The organism is Proteus mirabilis HI4320 (assembly GCF_000069965.1).
In the GTDB taxonomy this organism is placed as follows: domain Bacteria; phylum Pseudomonadota; class Gammaproteobacteria; order Enterobacterales; family Enterobacteriaceae; genus Proteus; species Proteus mirabilis.
Window position 1 is genome coordinate 2,891,936 of record NC_010554.1, and the last position, 19,716, is coordinate 2,911,651.

The window sequence follows — 19,716 nt, forward strand, 5'->3', positions numbered from 1 at the left end:
TCGTTTAAGCCAAGGAAATCCGTTATACCATGTCTGATATTCATGATACGAATCGCGAACAGGAAATACTTGATAGCGCTGTTGCACAAGGTGGCGCATATGAAATATTGCGTAAACGCCTTACCGAGCAAGGTCAGCAGTTACATGTAAAAGCCACTGAACTCAATCAGCATCGATTAGCTGAATTTGGTCAAAGCCAAATGGATATCATTGGCCGTATTCGTATTCGAACAGAGAATAATTGCCAAGCAAGAGATATTGTTCGCGTTGGTGAATGGTTACTATTTGGTTATAACGTTTTCCTCGGTTTAAAACGAGAAACGCATCTTGAAGATGTTTTTTCACTTTATCGCTTAATTGATAATGATGGCGAGTTTGATGTTGAAGCGGTTGCTTATGAAGGCACTTTTTTAAATGATAATCGCTTTATCCAAGATTTTACCGAGCTATACACTTACTATAAAAATACGCAACTACTACAGCTAGTTGAGCGTGATGGTAAATTACTCGCTAGTTTTCAAATTGGCGATCGTATTACCGATGTACGCGTCTTCCGTTGGTCGATATCCAGTGACAAACAACGTATTGAATATATTGATAATCGTGGCGAACGCGATATAGCACTCCCCCCTGCTTACGATTTTGATTGGATAAAAACACAACGTGAAGATACGGTAAATGGGCGTTTTCCTCATATCAACATTTTAGATACAGTCTTTGTAGAAACCACTGGTGGCGATCTGACTGTCAAATGTGAAAACAATACCGAAGATGGTTTAGGAATTTATCGTGAAGCGGTCTTAGATAAAAACCAGTCCCTTGATGATGCACAAATTGAATATGCACAAACTGGCAGTTTAATTTTATTAAAAGTGCTTCCTTACCGCGAAGAGAATTGGCGTTATTTAGTCTATAACACACTAACACAAAGTGTTCAGCGTATTGATGCCATTGGGCAAGCTTGTGTGCAACTTCCGGAAGATCACGGTATCATTTTCCCTGGTGGCTACTATCTACAAAATGGCGATTACAAAACCTTTGATCAACCAATGGAAGGTATGTATTTTCGTCGTTTACGTCGTTCACCTAACGGCGAAGATGTGCTGTATGTCTTCTATTCACCGACACAAGGTCGTCTCGCGCTATTTAATTACAATATGATTGAGCGTAAATTGGCGACACCATTGGTCGGTCATGGCTATGCCATGCTAGAAGATGGCAAAATGGTGCTATTTGAAGGGGAAGGCGAAGAAGCTACCCGTGTTCACCCGATGCAAGTTTGGCAAACGCCCTTCTATTCTGAAGAATTTGCCGATAAACAACCGCCACGAAACGGCTTTTATGGGCGTATTGGTAATGCCGATTTAGTTCGCGGGATCTCAGAAATTTTACATGTCGCCAAAGAAATTGAAGGTAGCCAAGTTTCCATCGCTCGTTATGAGCAACTTAGCCAACAACCAAAAAGCTTATTAGATCTCTATTACTGGTTTAATGATGAACACTGTCTAGGTATTGGCCCCTTACTAAAAGAGATCGCTCAAACAAGTGAATTAGTGCTTGATGAATATGAAAAAGTCGAAAGTATTCGTCAACAATCAGCGAAATCAATGCAAGAAGCGATCAACCGTCAGAAATCTCTGTTATCACTGACACTGCCTGATAGTTGGACCGATATTCAACAATTTGTTGATAGTTTAAATTCGCTCAATACACACCATGGACACCTTATTTCTTTGCGTGAATTCCGTTATATGGATTTAACGCAATTAAATAAAATGGAAACGGAAATAACCGAGGCACAGCAACGTGTTTCGCAAGCCACAGCCCAATTTCTTGCCAGCGACAAAGCGCTACAGCCTTTTAAAACACAGCTTACTACTTTTGAACAACAGATAGAAAAAGCACAAAACAGTGCTCAGCTTGATGTACCAATGAATGAGATGGCGCAGATGTCAGAAGATTTAGACATGCTGTCAAATCTGATGGCATCACTTACCTTTGAGGATGTGACGCAACAAACACAGATTATTGATGCCATCTCCCAAATTTATGCACAACTCAATCAATCACGAGCTCGCTTACAGCAAAAAAGAAAATCACAAAGTAGCGTAGAAACCGTCGCTCAATTTGGTGCGCAATTCCGCCTATTTAGTCAGGGGATCACCAATGCTTTATCACTGGCAACAGATCCGGAACGTTGTGAAGAGCAGCTTTCACGACTGCTAGTACAGCTAGAAGAATTAGAAAGCCAATTTAGTCAGCATGATGAATTTCTTGATGATATCTTGTCAAAACGTGAAGAGTTATTAGAGACTTTTGAGGCGCATAAACAATCGTTACTTGATGATCGTCAACGTCGTTCACAAAGCTTATTAACTGCTGCTAATCGTCTCTTAGAAAATCTGCAACGTAGAACAACTCGGTTGCAATCACAAGATGAATTAAATGCTTTTTTTGCCTCTGATCCTTTAGCATTAAAAACACGTGAAATCATTGAAAAACTAAGAGAAATCAATGACAACGTTAAAGCAGATGATATTGATGCCCGTCTTAAATCGTCTCGTGATCAAGCCATCCGTATCTTACGTGATAAAACGGATATCTTTGAAGAGGGTGGCAATGTTATTAAATTGGGCCCTCATCACCGTTTTAGTGTTAATACACAAGAGCTAGATCTTACTATTTTACCGAAAGAAGATAAGCTTTGGTTATATCTAACCGGTACCGATTTCCAAGAGCCAATCGACCATCCAGAGCTTGAAACACTGCGCCCTTACTGGAATGCGACATTAAGTTCAGAATCTGAAACGGTGTATCGTGCGGAATATCTCGCCTATTCAATTATCTATGCTGCATCAAAACGTCAAGATGGATTAACCCTAGAAATCTTAAAAGAAGCACTGAGTGTACCTGAAAAATTAGAAAAGTTAGTACGTGATTTCGCAACACCTCGCTATAAAGAAGGCTATGAAAAAGGGATCCACGATCATGATGCTATCGCCATTCTAAAGAAACTTCTACCTGTAGGTGAAAGTGCTGATCTGCTTCGTTATAACCCAACAGCACGGGCAATTGCTGCTATTTTCTGGGAAAAAGTACAAACTAATGAATACCCAGCATTATGGCCAGAGCGCGCACGAACGGCAGTGAATATTCAACAACTGTTTCATAATGATGATGCATTAATTGATTTACAGGCAGAAATAGAAGCGGATATCCGCCTATTCCTTACTGATAATCCGATTAAATGTGGATCTTATGTTCCGATCCAAGCCGCTGAATATTTAAGTTTTGCACTAGCAAGAACACCAATAGAATTGGTTTACAGTAAATATGCCAAAGAGCTCGTTGTTGCCTTACAAAACCGATTAGAAGCCGCTCATATGTGGATTGATTTTAATCGTTCACAACAAAATTTAGCCTCACGTTATGCACAACGTTGGGCATTGATCCAAAATTGGCTACAAGGATTGTGCTCTCAAGCCGATTATGCTCATCTAACCCCTTATATTCCGGGGGCAATTGCCATTATTATGTTAGATAAAATCGCCTCTGCACGTTATAGCGAGGTTGATTTATACTTTAAGGTAAACGGATTATTAGGTGAGCATCCTACTATTGAAAATCAAACACTTTCATTGAGTTTAGATGATTATTTCAGTCGTATGCGCGGACAGCGTAAAACCTTTATTCCCGCCTTTAATCATTATCTGACTTTACGACAAAAAATTGTTCTTGAAGAGCGTCAGCGTTTAAAACTGGATGAGTTTAAAGCAAAACCTCTCAGTTCATTTGTGCGTAATAAACTAATTAACGATGTCTATTTGCCAATTATTGGTGACAATATGGCAAAACAGATTGGTGCATTAGGTGAAGGGAAACGCACTGACTTGATGGGATTATTATTAATGATCTCCCCACCAGGTTACGGTAAAACGACCTTAATGGAATATGTAGCCGATCGTTTGGGACTGATCTTTATGAAAATAAATGGCCCTGCTTTAGGTCATAATGTTTTGTCATTAGATCCCGAACAAGCGCCAAACGCAACAGCAAAACAAGAGCTAGAAAAACTCAATCTTGCCCTTGAGATGGGCAATAATGTGATGTTGTATGTCGATGATATTCAGCATACACACCCTGAATTCCTACAAAAATTTATCTCGCTATGTGATGGCACACGCCGTATTGAAGGGGTTTGGAAAGGGAAAACCCGAACCTATGATATGCGTGGTAAAAAATTCTGTGTGGTGATGGCCGGTAACCCTTATACCGAGTCTGGTGAACTATTTAAGATCCCCGATATGTTAGCTAACCGTGCTGATATCTATAATCTTGGTGAGGTATTAGGAGGAATGGATGACGCCTTTGCACTCAGTTATATTGAAAATAGCTTAACCTCTAACTCAGTTCTTGCTCCCCTTGCTTTACGTGATCTAAACGATCTCTATCTTTTTGTTGATAAAGCCATGGGTAAATCAGTTTCAACCAATTCCCTCAGTTATCCTTATTCGGATGCGGAAATTAATGAAATTGTGATGGTATTAAAACATCTAATTACTTTGCGTGATGTGATTTTAAAAGTAAATCAACAATATATAGCAAGTGCGGCACAATCCGATAAATATCGTACTGAGCCTGCATTCCGCTTACAAGGCAGTTATCGCAATATGAACAAATTAAGCGAAAAAGTCTCTGCGGTTATGAATGAGAAAGAAATTGAACGCTTACTCGACGATCACTATCTTGGCGAAGCCCAATTACTCACAACGGGTGCTGAAGAGAACTTATTAAAACTGGCGGAAATACGTGGCACATTAACCGAACAAGATGCTATTCGTTGGCAGCAAATCAAAAAAGATTTTATGCGCAACAAAGCATTAGGTGGCGATAATGCTGATATTGGCGATCGCGTAGTGTCACAGTTGGCGAATTTAGTAGAAAGTGTGCAGAGTTTACGCTAAAAGAGATAAATTAACCTTATTTAGTTCACTTATTTTAGTGGGCTAAATAGGGTATAGATAATGGTTTATAAATTGAGCAACCCACTCCAAAAATCATTGATTAATTGAAATACTACAACCCATGTACAATCCTTACTAACAATCTTTCTCATGTTTCCATGTTCACGATATGCATCTGTTCAAGATTAGTGAACAAGGGAATATCGTGAACAGAATATGGTTAAATATTTTACAATTAAAGGGATTTTTTACCACGTCGCATAGGCATCGTTGATGTCTGCTTTAACGTTAATCCCTTCGTTTCTGGTGCAAACAGTACTGATACCATCATCCCAAACAGAGAAATAGCCGCCCCCACCAGCATTGTGGTATTGATCCCATAAGTGGCAATAAAAGCGGGAAGCGCACAGGTGGAAATAACCGTCCCAATACGGCTTATCGACATAATAACCCCCACCGCCGATGCTCGGATATCGGTTGGAAATAATTCATTCGGATAAAGCCACTGTAAAATGCCAGGTCCTCCCGAGAAAAAAGCGTAGGTAGCAAACGCTAAGATAACGAATAAAATCGGTAAATTCGGGAATATCCCCAGCGTGAATAATGCTAAAGTCATCATCGCAAAACTACCAATTAACAGTGGGCGCCGCCCCGTTTGGTTTAACCAAAACATCGCAGGAATACAACCCAACATAAAAAATAGGCTGATCACGACATTGCCTAATGCCGCACTTCTTCCTGTATCCCATCCTAATAAACCGACAATTTGAGGGCCAAAGGTATAAATGGCAAACATCGGGATCACTTGGCAGGTCCAAATTACGGCAACAAAGAGCACAAATGAGAAGTGGCGTTTATTAAATAATTCGATAAAACGGGTCGTTTTAGCATCTTCTGCTTCAAAGACCACAGGCTCGCCAAAGAGTTTGATCATCATTTCATTACACTCTTTAATACGCCCTTGGCGTATTAACCAAAGCGGTGATTCAGGGAGATCAAAGCGACCAATTAGAATAATAACGCAAGGAATAAAAGCACTGCCTAACATCCAACGCCAGCCATCTTGGACATCATATAAAAGATAACCCACTAAATTGGCACATGTCGCACCGATATACCACATAGCAGCAATAAATCCAACGGCAAAGGCACGTTGCTTTTTATTGGAAAATTCGGTGATCATCGAAGTTGCAATAGGATAGTCAGCGCCAATCACAATCCCAATAAGGAAGCGCATCACTAACAACCCTATTGGTGTTGAAACAAACATGGTCGCAATAGAAATCACCGCAATAGCCACAATATCAACGAGGAACATTTTACGGCGCCCTACTTTGTCACAAATATAGCCAAAAAGTGAGGTACCAATAAAAAGCCCTGCTAATGTTGCCGCACCAAGCAAACCAATCCATCGCGTATCAAGCTGTAATATAGGTGTTAATTGTTCGAGCGCCACACCAATAATGACTAATACATAACCATCAAGAAAAGGGCCGCCACTTCCCCATAACATCACTCGACGATGTACTGAGGTAAAACGAATATCATCAAAGTTTCTGGGCTGCATGACTGCGTCCTAGTCTATTTTTTTAACCAAAGAAAGAAAAGCTCCCAGGCCGGAGACAGCGCTGGGAGAAAAGTAGCGATACATCATCCGTAACGATATTCCACGCCAAACGTTCCGCGTGGGTATTCCCATTTTTCAAGCGCACTGTCTAAACCGAGAATTCGACAGGTTCCACACTCTAAGCACCCTGCATAATCAAAGCTGACGCTACCATCTTGTTGTTTTTTATAAAGACCCGCAGGACAAGCTTTTACCAGTGTGTCTAATACTTGCATATCAGGTTGCTGTTTAATGATGATATGTGGATTTTCTTCATCGACATTAAATTTATTGATGCCCAATTTGACATCGACATTTACAGGAGAACTCATATTGCTTTTACTCCTTTGATCCCATCTTTTATTAAATTCATCCACCCCACTTTTTTGCTATGACGCATGATGGTTTTACGCATCGGTACAGGGGCATCATCGGTGACAGTAAAGAGATCTTTTGCAATACCAACCACCATGTCAGGATAAGCAGTAAACATACGCGGATTATCTAGTAAATCAGGCATACGTTGATATGCTTTCATATCGCGCAAAGGCCCCTGTGCTAAATGGTCGAGATACTCATTAAGAGTTTGTTTACTAAAATCATTTTTTGCCATTGCTGAAAGCACCGTTTTTGCAGCAGCTTCCCCTGATGCCATGGCTAAATCCATCCCTCTAATGGTAAAGCCTAGATTCATACACATGCCTGCCGCATCTCCTGCTATCAAAACACCATCGCGAACAAGTTCGTGTTGCATTCGCAAACCTGCCTCGGGTACCACATGGGCGCTATATTCCACCATTTTTCCATCAGCAATTAGCGGTGCTACAACGGGATGTTGTTTAAAATCTTCTAGCATTTGTGGAACCGATTTTTTGGCATCTTTAATATGGTGAAGCCCACAGACAAGCCCCAAAGAAAGCGTCGTTTTATTGGTATATAAAAAACCGCCCCCCATTAACCCATCGGTAGGAGAGCCGGCAAATAACCAAGCTACACCTTCGTTATCTTTTAGGTTAAAACGATCTTTAATGACACTTTCAGGCAGTTCAATGATCTCTTTTACGCCCACGGCAACATTTTCAGCTGCAACTCGTTTAGTCATGCCTAACTGTTCAGCCAAAAGTGAGTTCACACCATCAGCCAAAATCACCGCTTTGGCTTCTAATACATCACCATCTGCTTCTACACCGACAATTTTACCGTCACGCTCAACTAACTTATCAACACGAATGCCCGTGATACACTGGGCGCCTGCATCTTCGGCTTGCGCCATTAGCCATTGATCAAATTCACCACGTAATACAGACCAAGAGGCATGATTAGGGTTATGCGTTTCAACGTTTTGATAGTCGATAGTCATAGCCCCTGTTTGTGTCATAAATGACAGTTTTTCATGGGTGATCACCCGCTCAACCGGAGCCTGTTGCGCAAATTCAGGAATGATGCGCTCAAGGGTATGGGCATATAGACGACCACCCGTTACATTTTTTCCGCCGGCGTAGTTCCCTCTTTCTATTAGCAATACCTGCGCACCTTCTCTGGCTAAAACAAGTGCAGCCACAGAGCCCGCTAATCCTGCGCCAACAATAATGGCATCGAAAATATCTTCGGAATCGGACATAACATCTCCAGAACTTGCAAATAAAGCAGAGAAGTTATCTTCTCTGCTGACTAAATCAGTTAGATAGTTGACGGGTAAGTGCAGGCAAAATCTTCATTAAATCACCGACAATGCCATAGTCAGCAAATTGGAAGATAGGTGCATTTTTATCTTTGTTGATCGCCATAATGGTTTGTGATCCATTTGCACCAACCATATGTTGGATTTGCCCTGAAATACCTACCGCCAAATACAGATCTGGCTTAAGCATCAAGTTAGAAATGCCAACATAACGCTCATGCTCCATCCATTTTTCATTTTCAGCCACAGGGCGAGAGCAGGCGATTTCAGCCCCAATCTCTTTTGCTAACTCTTCTGCAATAGCAATATTTTCTTTACTGCCAATACCTCGACCAACACTGACCACAAAACGGGCTTTATCCAGATCGACGGCATTGATTTTTCTTGGCTGAATTGACTGGCAAATAATGCTTTGTGAAGGGGCAATCCATGCTACTTTTTGTGCCGTACCCGTAGCCTGTGTTTCTGATGCAACGTCAAAAGCACCAGTACTTGCGGTAACAACACAATAAGGTGTTGTTAATGTTTCATCACTAAAGGCAAGTCCACCGTAAACCATATGTTTTGCCACTAATGTATCATTTTGAGTACTTAATGATTGTGCATCATTTGATACTACCGCGGCTAAACGGTGACCTAAACGAGCGGCAAATAATTTGCCACGACGCGTATTCGGCAGTAAGACCAAGCCGGCATCGCTATGTGATTTAATGGTTTCAACGATACTTTGTGCATAATCTTCCATAATGCGATCATCAGGTTTACCTTCTAATTGGAAAACCGCTGTCGCCCCTAATTTAAAGGCAGCGATGCTTTGCTCATCATTAAAGGTAAAGACATTGATTGATTGACCTAATGAAGAAGCCCCCCCCATTAATTCTGGTAAAGGAGAAAGTACATCACTCAACACCCAAACAGTTGAAAACTGGCTCATAACTCCCCCTATTACTTAATAATTTTTCGTAAATATTCTGCAAATTCAGCAATTTGATCATCGCCATCACCTTCAATAATGATGCGCTGACGTACTTTTTGTTTCGGTGCTAACACGGTTTGCTCTGAACGTGGCGTTATGGGCTCTAAACCAAGATCGGCCACACTCCATTGTTGAACCGGCTTTTTAGCGGCACCTAAAATGGCTTTCATGGATGGAATTTGCGGAGAGTTGATATCGGTAGAAACGGCAATCACCGCAGGTAAGGTGATAGTAAGCGTTTCAATTTCGTTTTCTAATTCGCGTTCAACGGTGATGGAATCAGTTGTAATAGAAACAATTTTATTAACCCCATTAATGGCAGGAATATTCAAGATCTCCCCCACCAGCAAACTCACTTGTTGGGAACTTAGATCTGCCGAGCCATCACCACATAAGATAAGATCGTACCCCTGCTTAGTTGCAGCTGCTGCAAGCACTGTCGCCGTTTGATAAGGAAGAGAAGCTTCCAATTGCTCATCGACCACCACCACGAGATCATCAGCACCACGAGATAACACATCTTTACGTGCTTTAGCGTTAGTCAGCGCGTTACCACCTACGCTCATTGCCGTGATTTGAATACCATCAAGTTGTGTTTTTAACTGATTTGCCGCTTCAATCGCATTTAAATCATATTGGCTAATTTTGTTATTGGCGCGCGAAAAATCGAGTGAACCATCGGCATTATTGACCACAATATCCTGTTCATCGGGAACACTCTTGTAACATGTAATAATCTTCATTACATCTCCTGAAATTAATAAATATGTCATTTACTCTGGCAATGTAATATACAATTAACACAATTAAATGATTAAGAAATTAAATCTAGATCACCAATATTGAAGATTATTAAATAAGAGATGGATAGCGTTCAATATTGCTAAATACATCACCAATATTGAAATTAAATTTAATTAAAGTGATTAACTTTCAATATTGTTATCTGGATCAACAATATTGAACATAATAAGAAATGAGCTATTTAATATTCAATATTGCCACAAAGATCAACAATATTGAAAGAGCGAATATAACACATTTATTACAAACCTAAATATATCCTTATTTATCAATTAATTAAAATGAAAATAAAAGGTTATAAACCGTAACATAAAATCGACAAAAAGAATAGTGTGAAGTGAATAACAGAATGAAACATTAATAATACCCATTATTCTTCTTCATTAATGATTTTATAAATTAGCCAATCGGCTTGTTTTTTGATTATGATAAAAACCAATTAATGGAATATATAGGATCTAACTAATAGAGTTTATTCGAAATTAGGAATTAACACTTATTAAACTTCTGCGCTAAATATATTTGGAAAATTTACCTATGAGCAAAGATAATAAAAAGGCAGGAATAGAACCGAAGGTTTTTTTTCCGCCATTAATCATTGTTGGTATTTTATGCTGGTTAACGGTACGCGATCTTGATGCTTCAAATGAAGTGATCAATGCCGTTTTCAGCTATGTTACCAATGTCTGGGGTTGGGCCTTCGAATGGTATATGGTGATCATGTTCGGGGGCTGGTTCTGGTTGGTTTTTGGACGTTATGCCAAAAAACGCCTTGGCGATGAGAAACCAGAATTTAGTACGGCAAGCTGGATCTTTATGATGTTTGCTTCTTGTACATCAGCAGCTGTGCTGTTTTGGGGCTCAATTGAAATATACTACTACATTTCAAGTCCTCCTTTCGGTATGGAAGGTTACTCCGCACCAGCCAAAGAGATAGGGTTAGCTTACAGCTTATTCCACTGGGGCCCGCTACCTTGGGCAACCTATAGTTTCCTGTCTGTCGCCTTCGCTTACTTCTTTTTTGTGCGCAAAATGGAAGTGATCCGCCCAAGTAGCACTTTAACGCCATTAGTGGGTGAAAAACACGTTAATGGTTTATTTGGTACTGTCGTCGACAATTTCTATTTGGTCGCCTTGATCCTAGCAATGGGCACCAGCCTTGGGCTTGCAACGCCTTTGGTAACTGAATGTATTCAATACTTATTTGGTATTCCTCACACTCTACAATTAGATGCCATTATTATCTCTTGCTGGATCTTACTCAACGCTATTTGCGTGGCATTTGGTCTACAAAAAGGGGTAAAAATCGCCAGTGATGTGCGTACTTACCTGAGCTTCTTAATGTTAGGTTGGGTATTTATCGTGGGTGGTGCCAGCTTTATTGTCAATTACTTCACAGATTCTGTGGGTACATTGCTGATGTATATGCCACGTATGTTGTTTTACACCGATCCTATTGGTAAAGGGGGTTTTCCTCAAGCTTGGACTGTCTTCTATTGGGCTTGGTGGGTTATTTACGCCATTCAAATGAGTATCTTCTTAGCGCGTATTTCTAAAGGTCGTACTGTTCGTGAATTATGTTTAGGAATGGTATCAGGTTTAACCGCAGGAACTTGGCTGATTTGGACTATTCTGGGGGGTAACACTTTACAACTGATTGACCAAAATATCCTTAATATTCCGCAACTGATTGATCAATATGGTGTGCCACGCGCCATTATCGAAACATGGGCCGCTTTACCCCTCAGTACAGCAACCATGTGGGGCTTCTTTATTCTCTGCTTTATCGCCACCGTCACTTTAATCAATGCCTGCTCTTACACACTAGCAATGTCAACTTGTCGCTCCATGAAAGAAGGGGCTGAACCACCATTATTGGTACGCATCGGCTGGTCTGTATTAGTCGGTATTATCGGCATTATTTTACTAGCATTAGGCGGCTTAAAACCGATCCAAACCGCCATTATTGCCGGAGGATGCCCACTATTTTTCGTCAATATCATGGTCACCTTGTCCTTTATAAAAGATGCCAAAGTGCACTGGAAAGATTGCTCTCCCTATACGCAAAAAATGACACATTAAGAGGTTATTAACATGGATTTTAGATTGAATGATGAGCAGGAACTGTTTGTTGACGGTGTCCGCGAATTAATGGCCAGTGAAAACTGGGAAGCTTATTTCGCACAGTGTGATCGCGAAAGTAAATACCCAGAGCGTTTTGTTAAGGCCTTAGCGGATATGGAAATTGACAATCTGCTTATCCCTGAAGAGCACGGTGGCTTAAATGCCGGATTTGTTACTGTTGCCGCAATTTGGATGGAATTAGGTCGTTTAGGTGCGCCAACCTATGTGCTCTATCAATTACCGGGGGGATTTAACACCGTATTGCGTGAAGGGACTCAAGAACAAATCGACAAAATCATGGCGTTTCGTGGTACAGGCAAACAGATGTGGAACTCAGCGATCACTGAACCGGGGGCCGGTTCTGATGTGGGCAGCTTACAAACCACTTATACCCGTAAAAATGGCAAAGTTTACCTCAACGGTAGCAAATGCTTTATCACCAGTAGTGCTTATACCCCTTATATCGTCGTGATGAGTCGTGATGCGGCTTCCCCTGATAAACCCATCTTTACCGAATGGTTTGTCGATATGAGTAAACCCGGCATTAAAGTCACTAAGCTAGAAAAACTGGGTTTACGTATGGATAGCTGCTGTGAAATCACCTTCGACAACGTTGAACTTGAAGAAAAAGATATGTTTGGTCGCGAAGGTAACGGCTTTAACCGTGTGAAAGAAGAGTTTGATCATGAGCGTTTCTTAGTGGCACTGACTAACTATGGTACCGCCATGTGTGCGTTTGAAGATGCGGCGCGCTACGCCAACCAACGGGTTCAATTTGGTGAGACTATCGGTCGTTTCCAACTTATTCAAGAAAAATTCGCCCATATGGCGATCAAACTCAATTCAATGCGCAACATGTTATATGAAACTGCATGGAAAAGTGACAATGGCTTAATTACCTCCGGTGATGCTGCAATGTGTAAATACTTCTGTGCGAATGCAGCCTTTGAAGTGGTTGATAGTGCGATGCAAGTGCTGGGTGGTGTGGGGATCGCAGGTGAACACCGTATTGCACGTTTTTGGCGTGATCTACGCGTTGACCGTGTATCTGGTGGCTCTGATGAAATGCAGATCCTGACATTAGGACGCGCTGTACTGAAACAGTATCGTTAATTAATCGCAGAGCACTCTCTTAACATCAAGTGAGGGAGTGTTCAAACAGTCCACTGACGAGGTGACATTATGACAGAACATTTACCCATGCCACAATTTGGGCCACTAGCTGGAGTTCGTGTGGTGTTTTCAGGTATTGAGATTGCCGGGCCATTTGCAGGACAGATGTTTGCAGAGTGGGGTGCGGAGGTCATTTGGATTGAAAACGTTGCATGGGCGGATACCATTCGTGTTCAACCCCATTATCCACAGCTTTCCCGTCGCAATCTACATGCGTTATCGTTAAATATTTTCAAAGAAGAAGGCCGTGATGCTTTCCTAAAATTAATGGAAACCACGGATATTTTTATCGAAGCCAGCAAAGGTCCTGCCTTTGCCCGTCGCGGTATTACCGATGAGGTTTTATGGGAGCATAACCCTAAATTGGTTATCGCGCACTTATCCGGCTTTGGTCAATATGGCGATCCGCAATATACCAACCTTCCAGCCTACAACACTATTGCTCAAGCATTTAGTGGTTATCTCATTCAAAACGGCGATAAAGACCAACCTATGCCCGCCTTTCCTTATACCGCTGACTATTTCTCTGGTATGACGGCAACCACCTCAGCATTAGCGGCACTGTACAAAGTGCAACAAACGGGCAAAGGGGAAAGTATTGATATTGCAATGTATGAAGTGATGTTGCGAATGGGGCAATACTTCATGATGGACTATTTTAATGGCGGAGAAATCTGTCCACGAATGACCAAAGGCAAAGATCCATACTATGCCGGCTGTGGCTTATACCGTTGCCAAGATGGTTATATCGTGATGGAAGTGGTCGGCATCACTCAAATTGAAGAAATTTTTAAAGATATTGGTCTTGCTCATCTATTAGGTACTCCTGAAGTCCCCAAAGGGACACAACTGATCCACCGTATTAATTGCCCTCATGGTCAACTCTTTGAAGATAAATTAGATGAGTGGCTAGCCAACCAGCCTATTACCGCCGTACTAAAACGCCTATCTGAACTCAATATTGCCAGTGCAAAAGTGTTAACCATTCCTGAATTAGAAGGCAATCCACAATACGTGGCTCGAGAGTCAATTACTCAATGGAAAACGATGAGTGGTGAAACCTGTAAGGGACCAAATATCATGCCGAAATTCAAAAATAATCCAGGAAAAATCTGGCGTGGTATGCCTGCTCACGGCATGGATACCAATGCGATTTTGAAAAATATCGGTTATAGCGACGAACAAATTAGGGAGCTAGTCGATAAAGGGCTAGCTAAAATCGTAGAGTAAATACCGTTAGACTCAGGTACAAGTGGCACTATCCCACAATACCTGAGCTTACGGCAAAAGCATGGGATAACAGTTTAATGGATGTGATTGGCAGACAACACTTACGGCAAATGTGGGATGATTTAGCTGAAGTTTATGATAAAAAAACAGCGCTAATTTTTGAATCTGCACAAGGGAAAGTCAGACAATTTAGCTACAGTGAATTAAATGAAGAGATCAACAGAGCCGCAAATCTTTTTCATGCCTGTGGTATAAAAAAAGGCGACCATGTTGCCTTACATCTTGATAACTGCCCAGAATTTTTCTTTTGCTGGTTTGGACTGGCAAAAATTGGCGCTGTTATGGTGCCTATTAATGCCCGCTTTATGTATGAAGAGAGTGCTTGGATCATTAACCATTGCCAAGCACACTTTGTGGTAACAAGTGATAATTTCTCTCCAATTTACCAACCGATGTTGCACGATAAGCACTCTCCTTTAACGCAACTGTTTTTAATAACAGAAAACTGTCTCCCTACTGAACAAGGGGTTGTTGATTTTTTAAGTGAAAAAGCCAAGCATCCCGTTACGCTTAATCATCACACCCCATTAAGTGTGGATGACACTGCTGAAATCCTTTTTACCTCAGGAACTACTTCACAACCCAAAGGAGTAGTTATTACGCATTATAATTTACGTTTTGCTGGCTACTACTCCTCATGGCAGAACGCCTTACGGGAAGATGATATCTATCTTACCGTCATGCCTGCTTTTCATATCGATTGTCAGTGTACCGCATCACTTCCTGCTTTTTCTGTCGGTGCCACATTTGTACTACTAGAAAAATACAGTGCAAGAGCCTTCTGGAAGCAAATTCTCAAATACCAAGCAACGGTAACAGAATGCATACCCATGATGATGCGCACCTTAATGGCACAACCAGTCTCACCAGATGAAAAGCAACATAAACTGCGCGAAGTGATGTTTTACCTCAATCTTGCAGATGAGGAGAAAGATGCCTTTATTGAACGCTTTAATGTGCGATTACTCACCTCTTACGGCATGACAGAAACCATTGTTGGCTTAATCGGTGACAGACCGGGCGATAAACGCCGTTGGCCATCTATTGGTAGACCGGGATTTTGTTATCAAGCGCAAATTCGCGACAAACAAAATCAGCAAGTTCCTAACGGTGTAGTCGGTGAGATCTGCGTCAAAGGTGAACCGGGAAAAACCTTATTTAAAGAGTATTACAATCGCCCCGATGCAACAGAAAAAGCGCTAGAGCCTGATGGCTGGTTACACACGGGTGACTATGGTTATCAAGATGACGAAGGCTTTTTCTATTTTGTTGATCGCAGTTGCAACATGATCAAACGCGGTGGTGAAAACGTCTCTTGTATTGAAATTGAAAATATCATCGCATCACATCCTAAAATCCAAGATGTAGCAGTAATTGGTGTACCTGATGATATTCGCGATGAAGCCATTAAAGCCTTTGTGGTACTGGTTGACGGTGAAACGTTAAGTGAAGAAGCCTTTTTCGCCTTTTGTGAACAGAATATGGCGAAATTTAAAGTGCCTTCCGCCGTTGAGTTTAAACAGGGGTTACCACGTAATTGCTCGGGCAAAGTGATCAAAAAGCATTTGCAATAAGCCATAAGTGGGTTTTCGTGACAGTTAATTATAACTGCTTATTTTTATTGAAAAAGGAATATGACATGAGCCAATCATTACATCTAACAACACGTGGTTCAGTGCTTGAAATTATATTAGATAGACCGAAAGCCAATGCAATTGATGCCAAAACCAGTCATGAAATGGGTGAGGTATTTATGCGTTTTCGTGATGATCCTAGTTTACGCGTTGCCATTATTACAGGTGCTGGTGAACGATTCTTTTGTGCCGGTTGGGATTTGAAAGCCGCAGCTGAAGGAGAAGCCCCTGATGCAGACTTTGGTGCTGGTGGCTTTGCGGGCTTAACGGAATTATTTGATCTTAATAAACCTGTCATTGCTGCCATTAACGGCTATGCTTTTGGGGGTGGCTTTGAATTAGCACTGGCAGCCGACATGATAATTTGTTCAGACAATGCTTCTTTTGCCTTGCCAGAAGCACAATTAGGTATTGTTCCTGACAGTGGCGGTGTTTTACGTTTACCTAAACGCTTACCTCCTGCAATTGTCAATGAAATGCTCATGACTGGCCGTCGTATGAATGCACAAGAGGCGCTACGCTGGGGCATTGCTAACCGCGTTGTCAGTGCGACTGAACTGATGGATAGCGCCCGTGAATTAGCCGATCAAATCGCCAACAGTGCGCCACTTGCAGTCGCTGCATTAAAAGAGATCTACCGTGCCACTAGCGAGCTTTCGATTGAAGAAGGCTACAAATTAATGCGCAGTGGTGTTCTAAAATATTACCCACGTGTTTTACATTCAGAAGATGCACTCGAAGGCCCGCTAGCCTTTGCCGAAAAACGCTCACCTGAATGGAAAGGACGGTAATTATCACTTGAATTGATAATACAACTAAGAGGAAAACTGATGAGTATCTATGCATTTGAAGGTGTTATTCCTGTTGTTCATCCAACAGCTTACATTCACCCATCAGCAGTACTAATTGGCGATGTCATTATTGGTGCTGGTGTTTATATTGGCCCTTTGGCTTCATTACGGGGTGATTATGGCCGTTTAATTGTTGAAGCAGGTGCAAATCTTCAAGATGGCTGTGTTATGCATGGTTATACGGATATGGATACCATTGTGCAAGAAAATGGTCATATTGGTCATGGTGCTATTCTTCACAGTTGTATTATCGGTCGTGATAGCCTAGTCGGCATGAATAGCGTGATTATGGATGGTGCGATCATTGGTGAGGAAAGTATTGTTGCTGCCATGAGCTTTGTGAAAGCGGGCTTTCAAGGTCAGGCGAGACAAATGTTAATGGGAAGCCCAGCAAAACATGTACGTGATATTAGCGACCAAGATATGCAATGGAAACGTATGAACACTCGTGAATATCAAGATCTCACTGTTCGTTATCGTCAAAGCTTAGTTGAAACCACACCATTAACAGCCCCTGAAGCTAATCGTCCTCGTTTAAGAGGCACGACAGAAGTAAAACCCAAAGGCCAATAAACCAACAGCGACAGGCACAACAAACGCCTGTCGTATTGCTTTATTTTAACACTCGGCTATCAATTAACGCCGTTGTGATTTTGACAACATCCATTGCCATTTTTGTTGGTGATCCAGCCCATGAGGGATCATAGCGGCTAATTTCTCTGGGGCGCTTAAACGACTTTTACTTTGCGTATGACCTTTTAAACGAGCGTAAAGAGCAGGATCAATATGACTGACTTTGATCATCCTTTGGCATTGGCACCCTCTTCCTTCCAATTGATTAGGAACGCTTTTGGTATCACACTCAATCTCTTTTACATCAGAAAGAATATAAGAAACGATATTAATCGCATTACATTGGGGGATATCAAAATTTTTAGCGATCTCTTTTGCGCTCACCCAGCGTTGCTGCTCTTGAACCCAGTCTGCAATTAACAAGTAGAGTGGTTTATTTATGTCTTCTTCACACATATTTACTCCAATAATATTACAAATAAAAGTTTATTTATCTCTAAATAAAGATAATAACTATATGTTAATTTTATTTAACCGCGGAGTATCGGCTTTCCCTGTTAATTCATTCAGTTAGTTATTTAAAAATAAATAATATTTTGTATATCATTAACAACCAAACTCTTTAATTAACACATTAATTACAATTTATTTTGTTGTTATTAAATATAAAATAACACTAATAAAAATAAATAAAATCAACTTACTGAGTTTACAGTAAGAACGGACAAAAAGAATAAAGGAACATGATAAAAGTGTTTATAAACAACAAAATAGCATAAAAATATTATATTATTAATCCATTAAAATGCTAAGGTTATAGTAATAGATTTATTTTTAGATTACCAGAAAGGCAACTTATTATTAGATATAAATCAATAAGTGACTAAATTACGCCTTATCCGCGTACATGATAATTTGGTAGAGAATAATCTTACTTTAAAACCATAAGTCGATATAATAAATTATTATCAAGCAATTTAATCAGACAATATTTCTACAATATAGTACAACATTCAGCATTCTATTCTTTTAAAACACTCTATTTTATCAATAGCGATTTTATTTAATATAGACAGAAAAATTGAATAAGAATAATATTTATTTTACCTATGATTATTATTTTATTGGCGCCATTAACATTAAATGGCGCCAAATAACAAACACAATAAAATCATTACAATGATTGGCGATTAAAGGCTAATGACCAATCATCAGTAAATTTATTAATCGCATCATCGACTACGGGTGAACGGATAATAGAGTAGGCAAGCTCTATCGGAAGTGTTACTGCCGAAGCGCCAGACAACAGACAATCAACCACTTGGCGTGGTGTTTTAAAACTAGCTGCCAGTATTTTAGTGGGTAAATTATGCATGGAAATCAGCGTTTGCAACTCTCTTACTACTCTCACACCATCAGAGCCTTGTCTATCCATACGATGCACATAAGGAGCGATATAATCAGCCCCTGCTAGCGCCGCCATCAACCCTTGAGACACACTGTAAATAGCAGTCCCCAATACCAACATATTTTTTTGCTTTAATTGTTTAATAGCAACCAAGCCAGCTTCAGTGACGGGAATTTTAATCACAGTATTATCGGCAATATTACCAATGCGCAATGCTTCTTCAATCATGGTATCGATATCACGGGCAATCACCTGCGCAAATATCCGCCCTTTGCCACCCATAGCGGCTTTTAATTCAGGTAATAACGTTTCAATGGGCTGCACTGATTGAGCAATAATAGAAGGATTGGTAGTGACACCAGCAATAGGAAGCACTTGTGAAAGTTTTCTCACTTCTTCAATATCTGCGGTATCTAAATAGATTTCCATAATCGCGCCTCAATGATGTTGGTTTTAAGCTAAATAATTATAGGTATAGATTAGAAAGTAGCATTGTGAGCGAAGGATTTCCAGTCAGTTTAATGAAAATAGCGCCATTTTCACGGCGCTAACAATTAAACAAAAATAACCGTTATATTTATTTAATTCTTATCATTAATATAATTTTTTGTTATTAATCCTAGCCAAAATCT

At 40.6% G+C, this 19,716-nt stretch carries 14 protein-coding genes; 7 read left to right on the forward strand and 7 right to left on the reverse strand.

What is annotated here, in order from left to right; all coding sequences use genetic code 11:
- Window positions 1-29: 29 nt before the first annotated feature.
- Window positions 30-4,964 carry a DNA repair ATPase gene (locus tag PMI_RS13045; protein ID WP_012368449.1) on the forward strand — a complete coding sequence of 1,645 codons (4,935 nt, stop codon included), beginning with the start codon at window positions 30-32 and terminating at the stop codon, window positions 4,962-4,964.
- Window positions 4,965-5,199: 235 nt separating this feature from the next.
- On the opposite strand, the gene PMI_RS13050 is transcribed toward PMI_RS13045, so the two are convergent.
- From PMI_RS13050 to PMI_RS13070, 5 genes are all read right to left on the reverse strand, one after another.
- Window positions 5,200-6,531 (reverse strand): MFS transporter, encoded by a 1,332-nt coding sequence (locus PMI_RS13050; RefSeq protein WP_012368450.1) that lies wholly within the window; start codon window positions 6,529-6,531, stop codon window positions 5,200-5,202.
- Between the two features lie 83 nt (window positions 6,532-6,614).
- Window positions 6,615-6,902, reverse strand: coding sequence for a ferredoxin-like protein FixX (gene fixX / locus PMI_RS13055; RefSeq protein ID WP_004245788.1), 288 nt, complete (start codon window positions 6,900-6,902; stop codon window positions 6,615-6,617).
- Window positions 6,899-8,191, reverse strand: coding sequence for an FAD-dependent oxidoreductase (locus PMI_RS13060; protein WP_012368451.1), 1,293 nt, complete (start codon window positions 8,189-8,191; stop codon window positions 6,899-6,901). Before PMI_RS13060 ends, fixX begins: the two co-directional genes overlap by 4 nt.
- Window positions 8,192-8,246: 55 nt before the next feature.
- Window positions 8,247-9,185, reverse strand: coding sequence for an FAD-binding protein (locus PMI_RS13065; RefSeq protein WP_012368452.1), 939 nt, complete (start codon window positions 9,183-9,185; stop codon window positions 8,247-8,249).
- An 11-nt stretch (window positions 9,186-9,196) separates the two neighbouring features.
- Window positions 9,197-9,970: an electron transfer flavoprotein FixA gene (locus tag PMI_RS13070; protein WP_004249233.1), complete on the reverse strand. Its 774-nt coding sequence runs from the start codon at window positions 9,968-9,970 to the stop codon at window positions 9,197-9,199.
- 598 nt (window positions 9,971-10,568) lie between these two features.
- Between PMI_RS13070 and caiT the strand changes: the two genes are divergently transcribed.
- The 6 genes from caiT (at window position 10,569) to caiE (ending at window position 17,676) form a co-directional block, all read left to right on the forward strand.
- Window positions 10,569-12,113 (forward strand): L-carnitine/gamma-butyrobetaine antiporter, encoded by a 1,545-nt coding sequence (caiT, locus tag PMI_RS13075; protein ID WP_012368453.1) that lies wholly within the window; start codon window positions 10,569-10,571, stop codon window positions 12,111-12,113.
- A gap of 12 nt (window positions 12,114-12,125) precedes the next feature.
- Window positions 12,126-13,268, forward strand: coding sequence for a crotonobetainyl-CoA dehydrogenase (caiA, locus tag PMI_RS13080; RefSeq protein WP_004245793.1), 1,143 nt, complete (start codon window positions 12,126-12,128; stop codon window positions 13,266-13,268).
- 69 nt (window positions 13,269-13,337) lie between these two features.
- A complete protein-coding gene (gene caiB / locus PMI_RS13085; RefSeq protein ID WP_012368454.1) occupies window positions 13,338-14,558 on the forward strand; it encodes an L-carnitine CoA-transferase in 1,221 nt (406 codons plus the stop codon).
- 77 nt (window positions 14,559-14,635) lie between these two features.
- Entirely contained in the window at window positions 14,636-16,192 is a 1,557-nt protein-coding gene (gene caiC / locus PMI_RS13090) for a crotonobetaine/carnitine-CoA ligase (RefSeq protein ID WP_012368455.1), read from the forward strand.
- 65 nt (window positions 16,193-16,257) lie between these two features.
- On the forward strand, window positions 16,258-17,043 hold the full coding sequence (gene caiD / locus PMI_RS13095) for a crotonobetainyl-CoA hydratase (protein WP_012368456.1): 786 nt from the start codon (window positions 16,258-16,260) through the stop codon (window positions 17,041-17,043).
- Between the two features lie 39 nt (window positions 17,044-17,082).
- Window positions 17,083-17,676, forward strand: coding sequence for a carnitine operon protein CaiE (gene caiE, locus PMI_RS13100; protein WP_012368457.1), 594 nt, complete (start codon window positions 17,083-17,085; stop codon window positions 17,674-17,676).
- A 63-nt stretch (window positions 17,677-17,739) separates the two neighbouring features.
- Here caiE and caiF read toward each other — a convergent pair whose 3' ends face one another.
- Window positions 17,740-18,132 carry a carnitine metabolism transcriptional regulator CaiF gene (caiF, locus tag PMI_RS13105; protein WP_012368458.1) on the reverse strand — a complete coding sequence of 131 codons (393 nt, stop codon included), beginning with the start codon at window positions 18,130-18,132 and terminating at the stop codon, window positions 17,740-17,742.
- Window positions 18,133-18,850: 718 nt separating this feature from the next.
- Window positions 18,851-19,513: a fructose-6-phosphate aldolase gene (locus PMI_RS13110; RefSeq protein ID WP_012368459.1), complete on the reverse strand. Its 663-nt coding sequence runs from the start codon at window positions 19,511-19,513 to the stop codon at window positions 18,851-18,853.
- Between the last annotated feature and the right edge of the window lie 203 nt (window positions 19,514-19,716).